This is a genomic window from Cryobacterium sp. GrIS_2_6, assembly GCF_035984545.1.
Lineage (GTDB): Bacteria > Actinomycetota > Actinomycetes > Actinomycetales > Microbacteriaceae > Cryobacterium.
Genome location: NZ_JAXCHP010000001.1, coordinates 2,305,048 through 2,323,517, shown reverse-complemented (window position 1 = coordinate 2,323,517; position 18,470 = coordinate 2,305,048). Strand labels below are relative to the sequence as shown.

14 protein-coding genes are annotated in these 18,470 nt (G+C 68.9%); all 14 read left to right on the top strand.

Annotation, left to right across the window (positions count from 1 at the left end; all coding sequences use genetic code 11):
* The first annotated feature begins 20 nt into the window (after nucleotides 1-20).
* The 14 genes from rsmA to RCH22_RS11410 all read left to right on the top strand — a co-directional run bounded on the left by rsmA (nucleotide 21) and on the right by RCH22_RS11410 (nucleotide 18,465).
* The gene (gene rsmA, locus RCH22_RS11475) at nucleotides 21-827 is read left to right on the top strand and encodes a 16S rRNA (adenine(1518)-N(6)/adenine(1519)-N(6))-dimethyltransferase RsmA (protein WP_327015513.1); all 807 of its coding nucleotides are present in this window, start codon (nucleotides 21-23) and stop codon (nucleotides 825-827) included.
* A gap of 43 nt (nucleotides 828-870) precedes the next feature.
* Nucleotides 871-1,806 (top strand): 4-(cytidine 5'-diphospho)-2-C-methyl-D-erythritol kinase, encoded by a 936-nt coding sequence (locus RCH22_RS11470; protein WP_327014078.1) that lies wholly within the window; start codon nucleotides 871-873, stop codon nucleotides 1,804-1,806.
* Nucleotides 1,807-1,873: 67 nt separating this feature from the next.
* Nucleotides 1,874-3,679 carry an ABC-F family ATP-binding cassette domain-containing protein gene (locus RCH22_RS11465; RefSeq protein WP_327014077.1) on the top strand — a complete coding sequence of 602 codons (1,806 nt, stop codon included), beginning with the start codon at nucleotides 1,874-1,876 and terminating at the stop codon, nucleotides 3,677-3,679.
* A 218-nt stretch (nucleotides 3,680-3,897) separates the two neighbouring features.
* Nucleotides 3,898-4,782, top strand: coding sequence for a MetQ/NlpA family ABC transporter substrate-binding protein (locus tag RCH22_RS11460; RefSeq protein WP_327015512.1), 885 nt, complete (start codon nucleotides 3,898-3,900; stop codon nucleotides 4,780-4,782).
* Nucleotides 4,783-4,864: 82 nt separating this feature from the next.
* Nucleotides 4,865-5,932: a methionine ABC transporter ATP-binding protein gene (locus tag RCH22_RS11455; protein ID WP_327014076.1), complete on the top strand. Its 1,068-nt coding sequence runs from the start codon at nucleotides 4,865-4,867 to the stop codon at nucleotides 5,930-5,932.
* A complete protein-coding gene (locus tag RCH22_RS11450) occupies nucleotides 5,932-6,591 on the top strand; it encodes a methionine ABC transporter permease (RefSeq protein ID WP_134448217.1) in 660 nt (219 codons plus the stop codon). The genes RCH22_RS11455 and RCH22_RS11450 overlap by 1 nt, the downstream gene beginning before the upstream one ends.
* 172 nt (nucleotides 6,592-6,763) lie before the next feature.
* A complete protein-coding gene (locus tag RCH22_RS11445) occupies nucleotides 6,764-7,363 on the top strand; it encodes a hypothetical protein (RefSeq protein WP_327014075.1) in 600 nt (199 codons plus the stop codon).
* Nucleotides 7,360-8,232 carry a lytic transglycosylase domain-containing protein gene (locus RCH22_RS11440; protein ID WP_327014074.1) on the top strand — a complete coding sequence of 291 codons (873 nt, stop codon included), beginning with the start codon at nucleotides 7,360-7,362 and terminating at the stop codon, nucleotides 8,230-8,232. Before RCH22_RS11445 ends, RCH22_RS11440 begins: the two co-directional genes overlap by 4 nt.
* 7 nt (nucleotides 8,233-8,239) lie before the next feature.
* Nucleotides 8,240-10,276 carry a PASTA domain-containing protein gene (locus tag RCH22_RS11435; RefSeq protein ID WP_327014073.1) on the top strand — a complete coding sequence of 679 codons (2,037 nt, stop codon included), beginning with the start codon at nucleotides 8,240-8,242 and terminating at the stop codon, nucleotides 10,274-10,276.
* Between the two features lie 157 nt (nucleotides 10,277-10,433).
* A complete protein-coding gene (gene pstC / locus RCH22_RS11430) occupies nucleotides 10,434-11,519 on the top strand; it encodes a phosphate ABC transporter permease subunit PstC (protein WP_327014072.1) in 1,086 nt (361 codons plus the stop codon).
* A complete protein-coding gene (gene pstA / locus RCH22_RS11425; protein ID WP_327014071.1) occupies nucleotides 11,519-12,913 on the top strand; it encodes a phosphate ABC transporter permease PstA in 1,395 nt (464 codons plus the stop codon). The genes pstC and pstA overlap by 1 nt, the downstream gene beginning before the upstream one ends.
* The gene (gene pstS / locus RCH22_RS11420) at nucleotides 12,910-14,580 is read left to right on the top strand and encodes a phosphate ABC transporter substrate-binding protein PstS (protein WP_327014070.1); all 1,671 of its coding nucleotides are present in this window, start codon (nucleotides 12,910-12,912) and stop codon (nucleotides 14,578-14,580) included. Before pstA ends, pstS begins: the two co-directional genes overlap by 4 nt.
* Nucleotides 14,581-14,588: 8 nt before the next feature.
* Complete coding sequence (locus RCH22_RS11415; RefSeq protein ID WP_327014069.1) at nucleotides 14,589-17,261, top strand: hypothetical protein; 2,673 nt, start codon at nucleotides 14,589-14,591, stop codon at nucleotides 17,259-17,261.
* A gap of 112 nt (nucleotides 17,262-17,373) precedes the next feature.
* Nucleotides 17,374-18,465, top strand: a complete 1,092-nt coding sequence (locus tag RCH22_RS11410) for a hypothetical protein (RefSeq protein ID WP_327014068.1) — start codon at nucleotides 17,374-17,376, stop codon at nucleotides 18,463-18,465.
* Nucleotides 18,466-18,470: the final 5 nt, after the last annotated feature.

The window sequence follows — 18,470 nt, the reverse complement described above, 5'->3', positions numbered from 1 at the left end:
AGATCCGCGACCTTGCCGAGATGCTCGGCGTCAACCCGACCAAGAAGCTCGGCCAGAACTTCGTGATCGACGGCAACACCGTCCGCCGCATCGTCAAGGTCGCCGCGATCACCCCCGAGGACACCGTCGTCGAGGTCGGACCCGGCCTCGGCTCGCTCACCCTCGGTCTGCTCGAGACCGGCGCGCGCGTCGTCGCCGTCGAGATCGACGACCGGCTCGCCGAGCAGCTCCCGCTCACCGTCGAGCTGATGCACCAGGACGCGCCGCTCGTCGTGCTGCGCGCCGACGCCCTCAAGATCACCGACCTGCCGGGGGAGCCGACCCGGCTCGTCGCCAACCTGCCTTACAACGTCTCGGTGCCGGTGCTGCTGCACATGCTCGAGCACTTCCCGTCGATCCGCGCCGGCGTCGTGATGGTGCAGGCCGAGGTCGGCGAACGGCTCGCCGCGCCCCCCGGCTCAAAGGTCTACGGCAGCCCGAGCGTCAAGGCCGCCTGGTACGGGGCCTTCCGCACCGCGGGCAAGGTCAGCCGCCAGGTGTTCTGGCCGGTACCGAACGTCGACTCGATCCTGATAGCGTTCCAGCGCCGCGAGAGCCCGCTCGAGAGCGAGGACCTGCGCCTCGCGACGTTCGCGCTCGTCGACGGCGCCTTCCAGCAGCGCCGCAAGATGCTCCGCCAGTCGCTCTCCACCGTGCTCGGCGACTCGGCAACGGCGACCGCGATCCTCGAAGCCGCGGGCATCGACCCCACCGAGCGTGGCGAGCAGCTCGCCGTCGACGCCTTCCTCGCCATCGCGCGAGCCTGGAACGCCGCCGACCCGTCCTGACACCGCGCACGAGGGGCCCGCGCCGCTGAGCTAGGTTAGAACCATGACCAACGCGGCCACATCTCACGTTGTGCACGCGCGGGCGCCGGGCAAGATCAACGTCTTCCTGAAGGTCGGCGCCGTGCTCGAAGACGGCTACCACGAAGTCGCGACCGCCTACCAGGCCGTGTCGCTCAGCGAAGACGTGCGCGCCTATCCCGCCGACGACTTCTCCTGCGAATTCACCGGCTCGATCGATACCTCCGGCCTGGCTACCGATGGCAGCAACCTCGCCATCCGGGCCGCTCGCGCCCTCGCCCGCAGGTCCGGCTACCGCGGCGGAGTGCGCCTGTTGCTCGAGAAGAACGTGCCGATCGCCGGGGGGATGGGCGGCGGATCCGCCGATGCCGCCGCGACCCTGCTCGCGTGCGACGCCCTCTGGGGCACCGAGGCGACCCGCGAGGAACTGCTCGCCATCGCCGCGACGCTCGGCGCCGACGTCCCCTTCGCGTTCACGGGCGGCACGGCCGTCGGCACCGGCCGCGGCGACCAGTTGAGCCCCGCGCTCGCCAAGGGCCAGTTCCACTGGGTGCTCGCCCTGGCCGACTTCGGCATGTCCACTCCGGGCGTGTACCAGGAACTCGACCGCCACCGTGAGCGCCATGCCCAGGACATCTTCCCGGCGCAGGCGCAGCCGACGGTCGACGCCAACGTGCTCCAGGCCCTGCGCGCCGGCGATGCCCGGATGCTCGCCGAGTCTCTGCACAACGACCTCCAGGCCCCGGCGCTGCACCTCGCCCCGGGTCTCGGCAAGGTCATCGAGCTCGGCGAGGAGAACGGCGCCCTCGCCGGCATCGTCTCCGGGTCCGGCCCCACGGTCGCGTTCCTCGTGGCGGATGCCGACAGCGCGCTCGAGCTCCAGGTCGCGTTGAGCGCCTCCCGCCTGCACGTGGTGCGGGCGACGGGCCCGGTCCACGGCGCCCGTCTCGTCCACGACTGAGCCGCGGCATCCGCCTGCCCCGACCTGCGCGCCGGGCTCCCAGCCGCGCACGGTAAAGTTGTAAGCTATGGCACATTTGCTCGGGGCCGAGTCCCTGCACCTTGAATACCCCACCCGCGTCATCTTCGACTCCGTCACCGTCGGACTCAACGAGGGCGACCGCATCGGAGTCGTGGGGCGCAACGGTGACGGCAAGTCCACCCTGCTGAGCCTCCTCGCCGGACGCATCGAACCCGACTCCGGCCGCGTCACCCGCCGCCGCGGCGTCACGATCGGCGTGCTCGACCAGTCCGACGCCCTCGCCTCAGGCCAGACTGTCGGCCGCACCGTCGTCGGCACCATGGACGAGCACCTCTGGGCCGGGGACGCCAAGGTCCGCGACGTCATCGGCGGACTCGTGCGCGACATCCCCTGGGACGCCCTCGTCGATGACCTTTCCGGTGGCCAGCGCCGCCGGGTCGCCCTCGCCGCCGTGCTGATCGGCGACCACGACGTGATCTTCCTCGATGAGCCCACCAACCACCTCGACGTCGAGGGCATCACCTGGCTCGCCGGGCACCTCCGCAACCGCTGGGCGACGAACTCTGGCGGCCTCGTGGTCGTGACCCACGACCGGTGGTTCCTCGACGAGGTCTGCAACCAGACCTGGGAGGTGCACGACCGCCTGATCGAACCCTTCGAGGGCGGCTATGCCGCGTACATCCTGCAGCGCGTCGAACGCGACCGGATGAGTGCCGCGACAGAGTCGAAGCGCCAGAACCTGATGAAGAAGGAGCTCGCCTGGCTCCGCCGCGGAGCCCCCGCCCGCACCGCCAAGCCCAAGTTCCGCATCGACGCGGCCAACGAGCTCATCGAGAACGAGCCGCCGCCCCGCGACACCGTCACGATGCAGTCGATGGCGATGCAGCGCCTCGGCAAGGACGTCGTCGACCTCATCGACGTCTCGGTGGACTTCGAGGACAAGCACGTGCTGAAGGACATCACCTGGCGGATCGCCCCCGGGGAGCGCACCGGCATCATGGGCGTCAACGGCGCGGGCAAGTCCACGCTGCTGAACCTCGTCGCCGGCACCCTCCAGCCGACGAGCGGCCACGTCAAGCGCGGCAAGACCATCAAGGTCGCCGTGCTCACCCAGCAGCTCTTCGAGCTCGAGGGCATCCAGAACGACCGGGTCAGCGAGGTCATCGGCCGCCAGAAGACGAGCTACATCGCCGGAGGCAAGGAGATCACCCCTGGCCAGATGCTCGAGCGGATGGGCTTCATGAGCGCCCAGCTCGTCACCCAGGTCAAGGACCTCTCCGGTGGCCAGAAGCGCCGCCTGCAGCTGCTGCTGATCGTGCTCGACGAGCCGAACGTGCTCATCCTCGACGAGCCCACCAACGACCTGGACACCGACATGCTCGCGGCCATGGAGGACCTGCTCGACTCCTTCCCCGGCACTCTGCTTGTCGTCTCGCACGACCGCTACCTGATCGAACGCGTCACTGACAACCAGTACGCGGTCACCGAGGGCGGCTTCCGCCACCTGCCCGGCGGCGTCGACCAGTACCTCGAGATGCGCAAGCAGCAGATCAACGACTCCGACAAGCCCGCCGAGGCGAACGCCTCGAACACCTCCGGCGGCAGGCCGGCCAGGAACCTGGCCATCGGCGGCGCCGAGCTCCGCAACGCGCAGAAGGAGCTCGCCTCCATCGAGCGCAAGGTCGCGAAGCAGAAGTCCCGGATCGTGGTGTTGAACCAGAGCATGGTCAGCCACGACCAGAACGACTACGCAGGCCTCGGCGAGCTCGGCACCGAGCTGCAGGGTCTCGAATCCTCCATCTCGAGCTTCGAAACTCGCTGGCTCGAACTTTCGACGCTGATCGAGGGTTAAAACCGCGGATGCTGTGACCGCGTGTTACGCAGCGGCGTGCGCGGCGCAGCATCCTTTGTTAACCTGAAGGTGTGCCTCGCGATGCAGCGGCACAGACTCCCACCCCTTCGTGCCGTGGCTTTGCTGTGCCCTCGATTGCCGGGGCCCGGACGCGATCAGCACTCGCGGCTCTCACCCGCAGCACACCCAAGGGGATTCACCACGTGAAAAAGTCAATTCTGTCCAAGCGCTTGCTCGCGGCTCTCGCGACCGTCCCGCTCCTCGCCCTGCTCGCCGGGTGCGCCGGGGGCACGGCGGATGCCGGCAGCGACAAGACCGTCAAGATCGGCGTCGTCGGCGCGAGCGACCCGTACTGGGCCGTCTACACGAAGGCCGCTGCCGATGCGGGAATCAAGGTCGAGATCGTCGACTTCTCCGCATACGACCAGCCGAACCCCGCGCTGACCGCGGGTGAGATCGACCTCAACCAGTTCCAGCACCTCGTCTACCTCGCGCAGTACAACACGGCGAGCAACGCGGACCTCACCCCGATCGGCTCGACGGCGATCTACCCCCTCGGCCTGTACTCGACGAAGTACAAGAAGGTCAGCGAGATCCAGAAGGGCGACGCCATCGCGGTGCCGAACGACGCGAGCAACCTGGCCCGCGCGCTCCTCGTGCTCCAGTCGGCCAAGCTCATCACGCTCAAGGACGGCGGCTCGATCTTCTCGACCCTCGACGACATCGACACGTCCGCCTCCAAGGTCACCGTCACCGCGCTCGAGGCTTCGCTCACCGCGACCTCGCTTCCTGACGTCGCCGGGGCGATCATCAACAACGACTTCGTCGAGAAGGCCGGACTCAAGTTCACCGACGCCCTCGCCAAGGACGACCCGGCCGACCCGACCGCCATTCCCTACGTCAACGTGTTCGTCGCCCGCGCCGCGGACAAGGACAACGCGACCTACCAGAAGCTCGTCCAGATCTATCAGGACACCCAGGCCGTGCAGGACGGCGTGCTCGCCGTCTCCGGCGGCTCCGGTGTTCTCGTGAAGACCCCGGTCGCCGACCTGGTCTCCTCACTCGCCACGGTCGTCGCGGACACCAAGGCCAACAAGAAGTAGTCGCCCCCGGTTGCCCGGATGCCCGCTTCGCACTCGCGAGGCGGGCATCCGGTGTGAAACCAGAGAATTCCAGGAGAGTTGAATGCCGATCGTCGAATTGCGCGGTGTCAGCAAGATCTACCCACCCCACGAAAAGGGCGGCAGCGACGTCGTCGCGATCGATGACGTCAGCCTGGCCGTCGAGGCCGGCGACGTCTACGGGATCATCGGCTACTCGGGAGCCGGCAAGAGCACCCTCGTGCGCCTCGTGAACGCGCTCGAACGGTCAACGTCCGGAGAGATCCTGATCAACGGACGGGACATCGCCGGCCTGCCCGAGCGCGAGCTCCGCAGCGTACGCCTCGGCATCGGCATGATCTTCCAGCAGTTCAACCTGCTCGGCTCGCGCAGCGTCGCGGCCAACGTGTCGTATCCGCTCGAGGTGGCGCACCGGCCCAAGGCCGAACGCGTCAAGCGGGTCGCCGAGATGCTCGACTTCGTCGGCCTTGCCGACAAGGCGCGCGCCTACCCCGACCAGCTCTCCGGCGGCCAGAAGCAGCGCGTCGGCATCGCCCGCGCCCTCGCGAGCCAGCCCGCCATCCTCCTCGCCGACGAAGCCACGAGCGCCCTCGACCCCGAGACGACCCACGAGGTGCTCGACCTGCTGACCCGGGTCAACCGGGAATTCGGTGTGACGATCATCGTGATCACCCACGAGATGGACGTGATCCAGACCATCGCGAGCAAGGTCGCGGTGATGGACCAGGGCCGGGTCATCGAACGCGGTGACGTGTTCGATGTGTTCTCGAACCCGCAGCAGCCGGCATCCGCCAGGTTCGTCTCGACCGTCGTCAAGGGCATCCCGAACGTTGACGAGCTCGCCATGCTGCGCAGACGCCACCCCGGGCGGATCGTGTCCCTCGCCTTCCGCGACAACACGGTCGACCAGGCCCGCGTCTTCGGCGAACTGGCTCGCGCCGGCATCACCTTCGAGGTCGTCTTCGGCGGCATCAACGAGGTGCAGGGCCGCTCCTTCGGGCACCTCACCCTCGCGCTCAGCGACGTCACGGCGGCGGATGCCCGCACGGCGTCCGCCGGCAGCGCCGACGACCGCATCGATGCGGTCCTCGATCGGATCAGAACACTCACGACCGTCACGGAGGTGCGCTGATGGAATCCCTCATCGAACTGCTGCCCCAGCTCTGGAAGGCCGCGGGGGAAACGCTCTACATCGTCGGCCTCACCCTGTTCTTCGGCGGCCTCGGCGGCCTCATCGTCGGCCTCGGCCTGTACCTGACCCGCGGCGGCAGCCTGCTCGCCAACAAACCCGTGTTCGTGGTGCTGAACCTGCTGGTCAACTTCGTGCGGCCCATCCCGTTCATCATTTTCCTCGCCGCCGCGCAGCCACTCGCCCGGCTCGTGGTCGGAACCGGAATCGGCAATAACGCGATCATCTTCACGATCTCGCTCGCGGCATCCTTCGCGATGGGCCGTATCGTCGAGCAGAACCTGCTCACCGTGACGCCCGGCGTGATCGAGGCCGCCCGCAGCGTGGGAGCCGGAACGGCCCGGATCATCTTCACCGTGCTCCTGCCCGAGGCGCTCGGTCCGCTGATCCTCGGCTACACGTTCATCTTCGTCGCGCTCGTTGACATGTCGGCGGTCGCCGGGTACGTCGGTGGCGGCGGCCTCGGTAACTTCGCCCTGCTCTACGGGTACCGCCAGTTCAACCCGATCGTGACCTGGGCTGCCGTGCTGCTGATCATCGTGCTCGTTCAGTTAGTGCAGTACCTCGGGAACACGCTGGCGCGAAAGGCATTTCGCCGCTAGGTCTTCTCGAAACTGTTGCCGGGGCGGACAGCTTCCGTTCACCCCCCGGCAAGGTGACACTCCCGGGCCGGACACCTGAGGCCAGCACAGTATTGCCGGGGCCGGCCCACCCGAGCCGGCACACAGTCTTGACTGCACCCGTCGCTGTTTGGTTCAGGCCGTTGGAGTCGCTGTGTCGCCCCGCCCAAGTGTGGTCTTCTCGGCCTTCCGCTCCAACGCGGACCCGCGCCTGCAGGGCTGGGTCGCCTTCCGGGAGAGCGTTCAGTCCGGTGCCCGCGGCGGCGACGTCGCCCGCGTCAGCGGACTCGCCCGAACCGGCGAACTCGCCCGCACCGGAACGACCGACCGGGTGGCCGAGGGCCGGGATCGCTCCCGTGGCCTCGCCACCGTCGCCGACTCCGGCCACTCCGGCATCTGGCGGCTGCTCGCCTCGAACAGCCGCGAGCTCGGCCGCAGCTCCTCGGTCTACGGCTCGTTCGCCGGCGCGCGGGCGCACGTCCTCGAACTCAAGGACCAGTGCGACGCGATGGTCGCGACCGTCGTCACCGGGCCGTCGGGCGGTACCCATGGCTGGGTGGTCACCATCGGTGAACGCATCGTGATGACGGCGGGACGCTGGTACGGCGCCGCCTCCGCGAGCCGGGAAGCCGCCGCCGGCACGATCGAAGCCTTCCGCGTCGCGCTCGTCGCCGAAGACGCCCGCCACGCGACCGAGGCCGGCCGTCGGGGCAGCCGGGTGCTCAGCGAGGCCGAACGGGCCCAGGCGTGGTGAGCGGCACACGGCTGCGCGGCCTGCGCGGCTGGATCGGTGCCGCAGCGACCGCCGGGCTGCTCTGCTGGGTCGTCTTCGGCTGGCTCGTACCCGGCTTCACCGCACCGGAGGGCATCCGGGCGAGCGTGGCGGCCGTGGCCGCCGACGCTGTTCCCTCCGTTCCCACGGCAGCGGATGCCACAGCGACCGTGACCGTGACACCCGCGACTCCCGCGACTCTCGCTCCGGCGGCCGACCAGTCTGCCGCTGGCGCCGGCGCGGGCTCGTCCCTCGCGTCGAGCGGGGAAACCGCGCTGCTCACCGGGAACGCTGCGCTCGTGGATGCGGACTGGGCTGCCCGCGTGGCTGCGGCCACCGGCATCCCGCGGCGGGCCATGCTCGGCTATGCGGGTGCCGCGCTCGCCCTCGCCGCCGAACAGCCCGGCTGCCGACTCGGCTGGAGCACCCTCGCCGGCCTCGGCAACATCGAGTCCGGGCACGGCACCCACGCGGGCTCGGCGCTCGGTACCGACGGTACCGCCCGGCCCGGCATCTTCGGTCCGGCCCTCGACGGCTCTGACTTCGCAGCGATGAGCGACACCGACGGCGGCGCCTGGGATGGCAGTGCGGCGTGGGACCGTGCGGTCGGCCCGCTGCAGTTCATCCCCGCGACCTGGCAGCGCTGGGGCGCCGACGGTAACCGGGACGGTGTCAACGACCCGCAGCAGATCGACGACGCCGCCCTCGCGGCCGGGCGCTACCTGTGCAACTACGGCGACCTCGCGCTGCCCGACCGCTGGCGCGCGGCCATCTTCGGATACAACCACGTCGACTCCTATGTCACCGCCGTGGCCGGGTACGCGAACACCTACGCCGCCCGGGCGAAGTAGCACTGGCGTGACAGGGGCGATCGATCCCGCTGAGACGACGGATGCCTCCGGTGCGCCGGCAGGCCGGCGCACCGGAGGCGCTGGCGAAGGGCTGATCTCGGGCCGCTACCGGCTCGGCGAACTCCTCGGGACGGGCGGGTCGGCATCCGTTTTCTCCGCCGTGGACACGCAGGCAGGGGAGGGGGCCGTCACCGAGATCGCCCTCAAGATCCTGCACCCGCACCTGTCCCGCTCCGACCGGGCCAGGGAAGCGTTCTTTGCGGAGGCCAGGGGCGCGGCCGTATTGCGGCACCCGAACATCGTCGCGGTGCTCGGCGTCGGCGTGCACCACACCGGTCACGGCCGGGGTCCCGGCGCCGGGACCGCCGGCACCGGCACCGGCACAAGCGCAGACGCAGACGCAGGCGCGAACGCCGAGGAGCCGCAGGCCTGGATCGCGCTCGACCGCGCGCCGGGGATCAGCCTCGCCGAGTACGTCGAGCATCGCGGGGCGCTGCCCGTCGGGCAGGCGCTCACCGTCGCGTCCGCGGTGCTGCGCGCCCTCGAGGCCGCGCACGACATCGGCCTGGTCCACCGCGACGTCTCCCCGGCCAACATCATGGTCGACCCGGACCCGGCCGGTCACGTCGGCATCGCCGGAGTGCGCCTGCTCGACTTCGGCCTCGCGGATGCCGCAGGTCGCCCCGCCCTCGGCACCGACGTCCTCCGCAGCGCACCCGATGCGACAACGCAGGAAATCCCGGCCGTGCAGAGCGTGCTCGGGAGCGTGAACTACATGTCGCCGGAGCAGGCGCGGGGCGACGCCGTCGACGAACGCGGCGACGTGTACCAGCTCGGCGGGGTGTTGTACTTCGCGCTCACCGCACGGCCGCCGTTCGTCCGGGATTCCGTCGCCGCGGTGATGCGCGCCCACGTGCAGTCGCCGCCGCCGGTGCCGTCGGTGCAGCACTCCGGCATCCCGCGGAGTGTCGACCGGCTCGTCGTCAAGGCGCTCCTCAAGGACCCGGACGCCCGGTTCCCCTCCGCCGCGGCGATGGGCGCGGCCGTCGACGCGGCCCTGGACCGCATTGGGGCCGGGGGAGTGCCGGGTCGCGCCGCGGCCCCGCCCGAGGTGGCCCTGCCCGGCGGCGGTCGCGTCTTGCCCTCGGACGACACCACGGGACTGTTCCGGCCGGGCGACCTCGCGGAGCTCGCCGAGCGCACGATGGTGCTCGGTGCGGTCCCGGTCCCGGATCCTGTGCCTGTTCCGCACCCGGTCCCGGCCGCCGTTCCCGCCCCGGCCACGATCGTGCACGCGACCGGAAACGCCCGCGCGGGCACGGCATCCGCCGCCGTCGTCGTCCCGCCGGATAACCCGGCCTGGGTGCGCAGCGGCCGCAGCCGCCGTCGCGGCGGCGGGCTCTGGGCCGTCTCGATGATCCTCGTGATCGGGGGAGTCTTCGCCTGGGTCCTCGCTGCCGGCGGCGCGGCGCCGACGTCGGTGGCCGTCACGAGCAGCACGCCCGCGCCCGCGAGCGCCACCGCCGGGCCGATGATCACCGCCCACGCCACGGCGGCGCCGAAGACCATCCGGGTGCCGGAGGTCTCCGTGATGACCCTCGACGGGGCACGGGCCGCGCTCGCCGCTCTCGGGCTCCGCCTCGGCGCACTCACACTCCAGGACTCGGGGCGCCCCCTCGACACGGTGCTCGGCGTCAGCCCGGTGGCCGGAACCTTCCTGAACCCGGGAGACCCGGTCGACCTCACCGTGGCCTCCGGCTCGAACACGGTTCCGGACACCGTCGGTCTCAGCAAGGCCGAGGCGATCGCCGCCCTCGAGAACGCGGGATTCCTGGTCCTCACCGACTCGAGGCCCGACCCCGCCGCGACGCCGGGAACCGTGATCGCGGTCGCCCCGTCTGGTCAGAAAACCCTGCGCCTCGGCACCTCCATCACCCTCACCCTGTCCGCGGTACCCGAGCCATCGGCCACCCCCACCGCCACGTCGACGCCCCCGCCGGGCCCGACACCGACCCCCGCTCCGACGCAGACGGCCGGGGGCTGACGGCGCCCGAATCGACCGCCACAACTCTCCACGCGGCGTCCATATCTCGGTTGAGAAATCGACGCCAATCGTTCACCAACCGCCCCGAACATATGTTTCGGACGCGTTACCCCCACCCGTGCGTTCACCCCCTCCCGAGTCTTTTCCAAGGACAGCCATGCCGATTTCGAGCCTCGTCTCGCCGCCCCTGGGCGACTCGCCCCTGGGCGACTCGCCCCTGGGCGACGCCTTCGGGACAGACCCGGCCGTTTTCGACCCGTCGAACCCCGACTCCCGGCCGCGGCGCTCCCTGGTCTCCCGCCCGTCGATCTCCGACTCGGTGTTCCGCTCGGTCGCGTTCAGCGCGGGCACGATCACCGTGCTGATCATGCTCGCGGTCGGTGTCTTCCTCTCACTGCGCGCCGGCGACGCCCTCGGGGTCGCTGGGTTCAACTTCCTCTTCGAGCAGGACTGGTCGCCGGAAACGAAGAAGTTCGGTATCGCATCCGTTCTCTTCGGCACCATCACGATCGCCGTGATCGCAATGTGCGTCGCGGTGCCCCTCGCCCTCGGCACGGCGCTGCTCATCTCCGAGGTCGCCCAGGGGCGACTCAAGTCCACGCTCGTCACCCTCGTCGACCTGATGGCCGCCGTTCCGAGCGTGGTGTTCGGTCTCTGGGGGGTGTTCTTCCTCCAGGCGAACGTCATCCCGGTCGCTACCTGGATCTCCACCTACTTCGGCTGGATCCCGTTCTTCAGCGTGACGGATGCGACGGGCCAGGCCCTCACCGAGGCAAGCGCCTTCACCTCCTCGGCCTTCATCGCCGGAATCGTGGTCGGCCTCATGGTCGTGCCCACCCAGACCTCGGTGATGCGCGAAGCCTTCTCCCAGGCGCCGATCGGTGAACGCGAGGCGGCTTTCGCGCTCGGCTCGACCCGGTGGGGCATGATCACGTCCGTGGTGCTGCCCTTCGGCCGCGGTGGCATCATCGGCGGCACCATGCTCGGCCTCGGCCGCGCCCTCGGCGAGACCATCGCCGTCTACATGATCATCTCCCCGATCTTCACGATCAACTGGGAGGTGCTCAAGACCGGCACGAACTCGGTGTCGGCGCTCATCGCGCTCCGCTACGGCGAATCGAGCTCCTTCGGCCTCTCGGCGCTGATGGCCGCCGGCCTCGTGCTGTTCCTGATCACCCTCGTGATCAACTTCACGGCCTCGTCGATCGTGGCGCGGTCCCGCTCCGGGGCGGAGAGCGACTGATGACCAGCGCGCACACGACCTACGCGACGGATCCCGCGGCCTCCGCCGGCCCCTCGACCCTCGTGATGACCGAGACCGCCGTCGAGCTCGAGGCCGAACTCGAACTGCAGGCCGCAGCGGTCCGGCACACCACGACCATCCCCTCCTCGGTCGGCATCGAGATCGGCCCGCGCCGCCGGATGCGCGCCGCCCGGGTCGACGACCAGTTCAACATCCTCGGCGCGGCAGCGGCCGGCGTGGCCGTCGCCGTGCTGCTGTTCGGCTGGTTCGGCCCGCTCTCCGGCTATGTCGGCTTCGTGATCGTGGCGTTCATCGCCTTCATCGGCTTCTACGCCCTGCTCGTCAGCCTGAAGAGCGACTGGCAGGAGGTCAAGGACCGGGTCATGTCGGTGGTGCTCTCGAGTGCCGGCGTGCTGCTCTTCGGCGCCCTCGTCTTCGTTGTCGCGTACACCCTCGTGCGCGGCAAGGAAGCGCTGCCGCACCTCAACTTCTTCACCGACAGCATGGAGCTCGCCGGCCCGCTCGACGGCCTCGAGCTCGGCGGAATCTTCCACGCCATCCTCGGCACCCTGATGCAGATCACGATGGCGCTCATCGTCACGGTTCCGCTCGGCATCCTCACGGCACTGTTCCTCAACGAGGTCGGCGGCAAGTTCGCCCGCTTCGTGCGCACCATCTCGGACGCGATGACCGCGCTCCCCTCGATCGTCGCCGGCCTCTTCGTCTACTCGGCGATCATCGTGCTGATCACCCACCAGAGAAGCGGGTTCGCCGCCTCGATGGCCATCACGGTGATGATGCTCCCGATCGTGATCCGCGCCTCCGACATCGTCCTCCGTCTCGTCGCGGGAAACCTGCGCGAAGCCGCGTACGCGCTCGGGTCCACGCGCTGGCGCACGGTCTGGCACGTCGTGCTGCCGACCGCCCGCCCCGGGCTCGCGACCGCCGTCATCCTCGGCACCGCCCGCGGCATCGGCGAGACCAGCCCGGTGTTGCTCACGTCCGGAGTCACTGCCGTCGTCAACCTCAACCCCTTCGAGGGACCGATGATCTCGTTGCCGTTGCAGGTCTTCGACTTCGTCAAGTCCCCCGAGCCCAACATGATCGCCCGTGGTTTCGGGGCGGCGGCCGTGCTGATCCTGCTCGTGCTCGCCCTGTTCGCGATCGCCCGCCTCATCGGTGGCAAGGGGCCGGGCGACCTGTCCCGTACCCAGCAGCAGCGGGTCGTCGCGGCATCCGGCCGCGACCTCAAGCGGATCACCGTTGCAGCCGATCGCCGCATCCTCCTCGAGGCGAACACCTCGGGGGCCTGGCCGCCGCCGACGGCACCACCGAACGACTCCAGCAGCCCAGCGCCGAAGATCGACCTCAGCACAAAGGAGCCGTCTTCGTGACGCCGCAGCCCCGTTGGATCCGTGCGATCCGCGCCCTCTTCGTCCTCGCCGTCGTGGTGATTCTGGGTCTGTCCGGAACGCTGTCTGCCCAGGCCGTTTCCTACGACCCCATCACCGGAACCGGCTCGACCTGGTCCCAGAACGCCCTCGACCAGTGGCGCAAGAACGTGGCCTCGAACTACGGCATGACCGTCAACTATTCCGGCGTCGGCTCCTCCGCGGGCCGCCGGGATTTCGTGGCCGGCAACGTCGATTTCGCCGTCAGCGAGATCCCGTTCCAGACCGCTCCCGAAGACGGTTCGGCGCCCGAGGTTCCGAGTCGCGGCTACGCGTATATGCCGATCGTCGCCGGTGGCACGTCGTTCATGTACAACCTCAAGATCGGCGGCGTGCGGGTATCGAACCTGCGCCTCAGCGGAGAGGTCGTGACGAAGATCTTCACCGGCGTCATCACCAAGTGGAACGACCCGGCGATCCAGACGGACAACCCCGGCCTCGCCATGCCGGACAAGGGCATCGTGCCCGTCGTCCGGTCGGACGGCTCGGGCTCGACCGCCCAGTTCAGCCTCTGGATGTCCAAGCAGTACAACTCCCTCTGGGGTGCCTTCTGCGTGAAGGTCGGCAAGCCGGCGTCCTGTGGCCTCACTTCCCAGTACCCCACCTACGGCAACGCGAAGGCCCAGAGCGGTTCCGCCGGCGTCGCCGGGTATGTCGCCCAGGACTATGGCGAAGGTGCCATCACTTACGTCGAATACTCCTACGCGCTCAAGGCCGGCTTCCCGGTCGCCAAGGTTCTGAACACCGCCGGATACTACGTCGAGCCGACTGCGAACTCCGTCGCTGTCGCCCTGCTACAGGCAAAAATCAAGACGGATGTCCCGGTCACGAGCCCCGACTACCTCACCCAGATCCTCGACGGCGTCTACAACAACCCCGACCCACGCACGTACCCGCTGTCGAGCTACTCGTACATGATCGTGCCGACCGAGGTCGGCGGCGTCTTCACCGCGAAGAAGGGCCTCACCCTCGGCGCGTTCGCGAACTACATGCTCTGCGAGGGCCAGCAGCAAGCGGCGGCCCTGGGCTACTCGCCGCTCCCGATGAACCTCGTGCTCGCGGGCTTCGAGCAGATCAAGCGCGTGCCGGGAGCCGACGTCTCCGGCGTTGACATCAACAACTGCAACAACCCCACCTTCAAGGCCGGCGACTCGCCGTCCAGCAACCAGCTCGCCGTCACCGCCCTCCAACCTGCCGCGTGTGACAAGGTCGGCACGAGCCAGTGCGTCACCGGCACGGCGGGAGCGACGGACGACACTCCGACCTCCGGCACGGGCACCGGCGGGGCGGCAGCGAACGGCGACCCCGCGGCTGCGGCTGCGGCGTCTGCCGGAACGGCGGCTGGCGCCGGGGCGGCGGGTACGGCGCCAGCCGCAGCGGCCCCCGTCTATGACGAGAACGGTGCGCTCGTCTCGGGCGGGAGTGGCACCAGCGGGACCGGAGTCGCCGGTACGGCCGTTGCCTCACCCTTCACCCTGGCGGACAACGGCTGGGGCGCGCAGCAGTCGATCATGCTCTTCGCCGGGGCGCTCCTGGTCGGCTCTGCCGTGCTGCCCCCGGTGCTGTGGCGCAGGCTCAAACCGCGCGGCGCGAAAGCGGGCACCAAATGAAGCGCCTGATGCTGTCCACCGACTCGGTCTGGACCCGCGCGGGAGCGAGCGGCATCGTCGTGGGAGTGTTCGTCGGCATCGGCGTGTCGATGCTCGCCTCGATCACCCCGCCGGCGGCATCCGCTGACACCTCGAGCGCGGTCACCGTGGCCGCCACGGGGTACGACCTCGACATCGCGACGGCGCCCTTTCCCGACCTCAAGGTGACGGTTTCGCAGACGAAAGACCTCGTCTCTCAGGGCATCGTCGTGAACTGGACCGGTGCCGGCGGCAAGTCGGTTCGGCCAGATAACACCAACGGCGGCCAGAATTTCCTGCAGATTGCCCAGTGCTGGGGTGACGATCCGGATAATTCTGGGCACCCAGACCGAACGACCTGCCAGTATGGCGGGTTCCCTGGTAAACCGGCGTCGACACGTGACTCGGTCGTCAATGCGGACTCTGTCAATTCAAACGATGCCCAATACACCACGGCACCACTTGGCCTCCTTTCGGGCTCCACGGCGATCCCCTATCGTGCTTCAACCGGTGGCACCATCGCCTCGGTTTTCAAGAACCCGCAAGGCGTGCTCACCCAGCATGTTCTCGATCCGCTCACCGGTCTTGTTCAGACGGCGACCGGAAACCCGACCGAGAAGGGTGTCACCCTTCCGTCTGGAATCGTCGGCGTAGACCTCGCCACGAACGAGTTCTACACCCAGTACACGACCAACGAAGTGCCTTGGGTGGGGTCGAGCGACACCGGCGCCGGGTCGGTCAAGTTCGAGGTGCAGACCGCGATGCAGTCTCCCGGCCTCGGCTGCGGTATGCCGGTCACGGCCACTGACGGCACCGTCAAGGGGAAGTCCTGCTGGCTTGTCGTGATCCCGCGTGGCACCAAGGACGTGGGTGAAGCCTTCGTCAAAACGTCGGGACTGTTCTGGGACGCCTGGGAGCACAGCGTCGCCGTCAAGCTCGATTTCAAGCCCATCGGCTTGCGTTGTTCCATCGGCTCGGCGGAGAAGCAGCTCTCGGGCAGCGAACTCGTCTCTGCCGCGATCGCCTCCTGGCAGCCCAATCTCTGCACCGGCGCGACCGGCTCGTCCTTCGTGCTCAGCACGGGCAACGAGGACGACTCCCTCGCCGCGGCGAGCCAGAAGACCCCGAGCCCCCTCGCCCTGACCTCGCGGGCGTTGCAAACGACGAAAGCCGACCCCGTTCAATACGCGCCCATCGCCCTGTCCGGGCTCGCCGTGTCGTTCTCGATCGACCGTCGGGTGAAACCCGTCGGCGCCGTACCGCAGGCGTACAAGGACAAGAACACCGAGCCGTTCACGACGATGAACCTCACACCCCGACTGGTAGCCAAGCTTCTGACAAACTCGTACTTGGATTCGCTGCCGACGGGCGCCCCTGCCACGTCCGAGTCGCTCGCGTTCTTCACCAAGAATCCGGATGCGGCGGACAAGACAAACCACAACGCCAGAAACCTCACCGTGGACAAGGACTTCCTCGCGGTGAATGACGCCGAGTGGCAATACCAGGACCTGACAGGTCCCTCCCTGGGCGACCTGCTCCTGACCTCGGGCCGTTCGGACGAGGCTCTCCAGCTCTGGCGCTACGTCCTCTCCGATCCGGATGCCGTCGCGTTCCTGAACGGTGACGCGGACAAGTGGGGGATGAAGGTCAACCCGTGGTACTCGACGAACTCGGCCGTGAATCCGTCCGGCACAGCGATGACTGTGCCCCGCACGAACTTCCCCAAGGCCGATCCTCTCGCCCGGGCTGCGACCACCGACGGCCAGACCGAAGTGAACCTGGTGACGTGGCGTCCGTATACCACCGACTTCGAGACTGCCGCCTACCTGACCCTTCGCGGTGACGGCCAGGAGCTCGGCGACTGGAGCCCGAATACTGTGCCCCCGAAATGGGGCAAGAGCGTACGTAACCTCGTCGGGACCCAGCGGGTACTCGGCCTCACGACAACAGCGTCGGCAGCCCGCTACCAGACCGTGACGGCGTCGCTGCGGAACTCGGCCGGAACCTTCGTCGCGGCGAACTCGTCGTCGCTGCTCGCGGCGGCCGCGGCAATGACGCCGACGACCGCGAACAAGGCGGTGCTCGAGTACGACCCCATGAGCGCGAGTGCGAAGGCGGCGGCGTCGGCGTACCCGATGACCATGCCGGTCTACGCCGCGCTCAACCCGCTGCAGACTGATTCCGCCGCCCGTGGCATTTACGCCAACATGATCCGCTACGCTGTCGCTGCCGGTCAGGTTCCCGGAAGTGCGATCGGCCAGCTTCCCGAGGGCTACGCGTCGATTCCGGCCAGCTGGGTCGCCCAGGCCCTCGCCGCCGCGACGGCGATCGAAAAGGGCATCAGCCCGATCGTCACGGCGACCCCGACCCCCACTCCGTCCGCGACCGTCGCGTCGAGTGTGGCCGCCCCGGCCGCGGCGTACGTCAACCCGAATGCCGGCAGCGGAACTGCGGCCGTCGCCGCTGTCGCCGCCGCCGTTTCCGGCACCGCGGCCACCGACCCGGCAGCGACAGGTGCGGCCGCCGGCCCTCTCGTCGGCAAGCCCACCCCCGCCGATCCTGTCATCGGCCCTATTCCGGCAGCCATCCCTGCCGGCTTCCTCTCCGGGCTGCTCGCAGCCGGCGGAGTCCCCCTGATCTCGCGCATCCGGAGACGATCCTGATGCGCGCACAGCTTGACGTCCAGAATCCGGGTTTCGGCCCGGGAACAGACATCAGGAAAGACGTTCCCGCCCGGGTTCGTCTCATGCAGTACACCCGAAAGGCATCATCACAGTGATTTCGAAGAAGGCAATTGCGCTCTGCGCGACCGTCGGCGTCGCCCTCACCGGTTTCGCCATCGCGACGCCGGCAAACGCCGAGCCCGTTTCCAACAGCTACGTCGCCGTCGGATCGGACACCCTGGAGGACGTCGTCAGCGCGCTGGCCAACGGCTCCTCGCTTTCCGGATCCTCGGTTCGCTCAACGACCCTTGGCGGCGCGACCGTCGGATCGTTCGACGCGACCGGCACGGCCTACATCACCACCCGCCCGAGCGGCATCCGCTTCGGACGTCCGAACGGTTCAGGCGATGGCCGCACGGCTCTCCTCCGGTCCATCGACGGCGTCGCCACGTACACGTCCGGAACGGCCGGCGCTCCGGTCGTTGCCATCCCCGGCCAGGTCGACATCGCGCGCTCCTCGGGCTCTGGCACCGTGGATGCCGCGGGAAGCCTGATCCAGGTTCCCTTCGGCCGCGACGCCATCGCTTACGCCTACGACAGCGCCTCCACCGACGCTCTTGACACCATCGACGCCCCCACCATGCTGAGCCTCTACACCTGCTCGGTCCGTACCCTCGGCACCGCCACGATCACCCCCATCCTCCCGCAGGCCGGCTCCGGCACGCGTAAGGACTTCATGTCCAAGATCGGCCTCACCGACGCGACCATCGGCAGTTGCGTTACGTTCGGCCAGGAGCATGACGCGTCGACGCTCGCCGTCAACTCGATCATGCCCATGTCGGTCTCCCGCTGGGTCGCCATGAACACCGGCGCCAGCTTCCCGAAGCTCAAGGCCACCACGGTCATCGGCTCGCTCGTTGCCGGCACCCCTGCCGTCACGGGCACCGGAGCCGCCATGGTTCCGAACCAGGCCTACTACAACGACTCTGTCTGGGGTCGCGACACCTACCTCGTCGTGCAGTACGCGCGCGTCGACCCGACCAACGCTGCCTACGACTCCCAGCTGGCCGCCCTGCTCGACCCGACCAAGGGCACCAGCCTGACCAACTCGCAGACCACCTTTGCCTCCAAGGCCGGTTCGCTGAAGAAGAAGTTCGGCATCCTTGCCCCCTCCACCACCACCGCTGTCCGCATCTCCAAGTAGCCCGA

Bases quoted from the DNA above. Each gene is read 5' to 3' on its own strand.
- RCH22_RS11470 (WP_327014078.1), top strand. From the start codon at position 871: ATGACCAACGCGGCCACATCTCACGTTGTGCACGCGCGGGCGCCGGGC.
- RCH22_RS11415 (WP_327014069.1), top strand. From the start codon at position 14,589: ATGCTGTCCACCGACTCGGTCTGGACCCGCGCGGGAGCGAGCGGCATC.
- RCH22_RS11450 (WP_134448217.1), top strand. From the start codon at position 5,932: ATGGAATCCCTCATCGAACTGCTGCCCCAGCTCTGGAAGGCCGCGGGG.
- RCH22_RS11455 (WP_327014076.1), top strand. From the start codon at position 4,865: ATGCCGATCGTCGAATTGCGCGGTGTCAGCAAGATCTACCCACCCCAC.
- RCH22_RS11465 (WP_327014077.1), top strand. From the start codon at position 1,874: ATGGCACATTTGCTCGGGGCCGAGTCCCTGCACCTTGAATACCCCACC.
- pstA (WP_327014071.1), top strand. From the start codon at position 11,519: ATGACCAGCGCGCACACGACCTACGCGACGGATCCCGCGGCCTCCGCC.
- rsmA (WP_327015513.1), top strand. From the start codon at position 21: ATGCTCGGCGTCAACCCGACCAAGAAGCTCGGCCAGAACTTCGTGATC.
- pstC (WP_327014072.1), top strand. From the start codon at position 10,434: ATGCCGATTTCGAGCCTCGTCTCGCCGCCCCTGGGCGACTCGCCCCTG.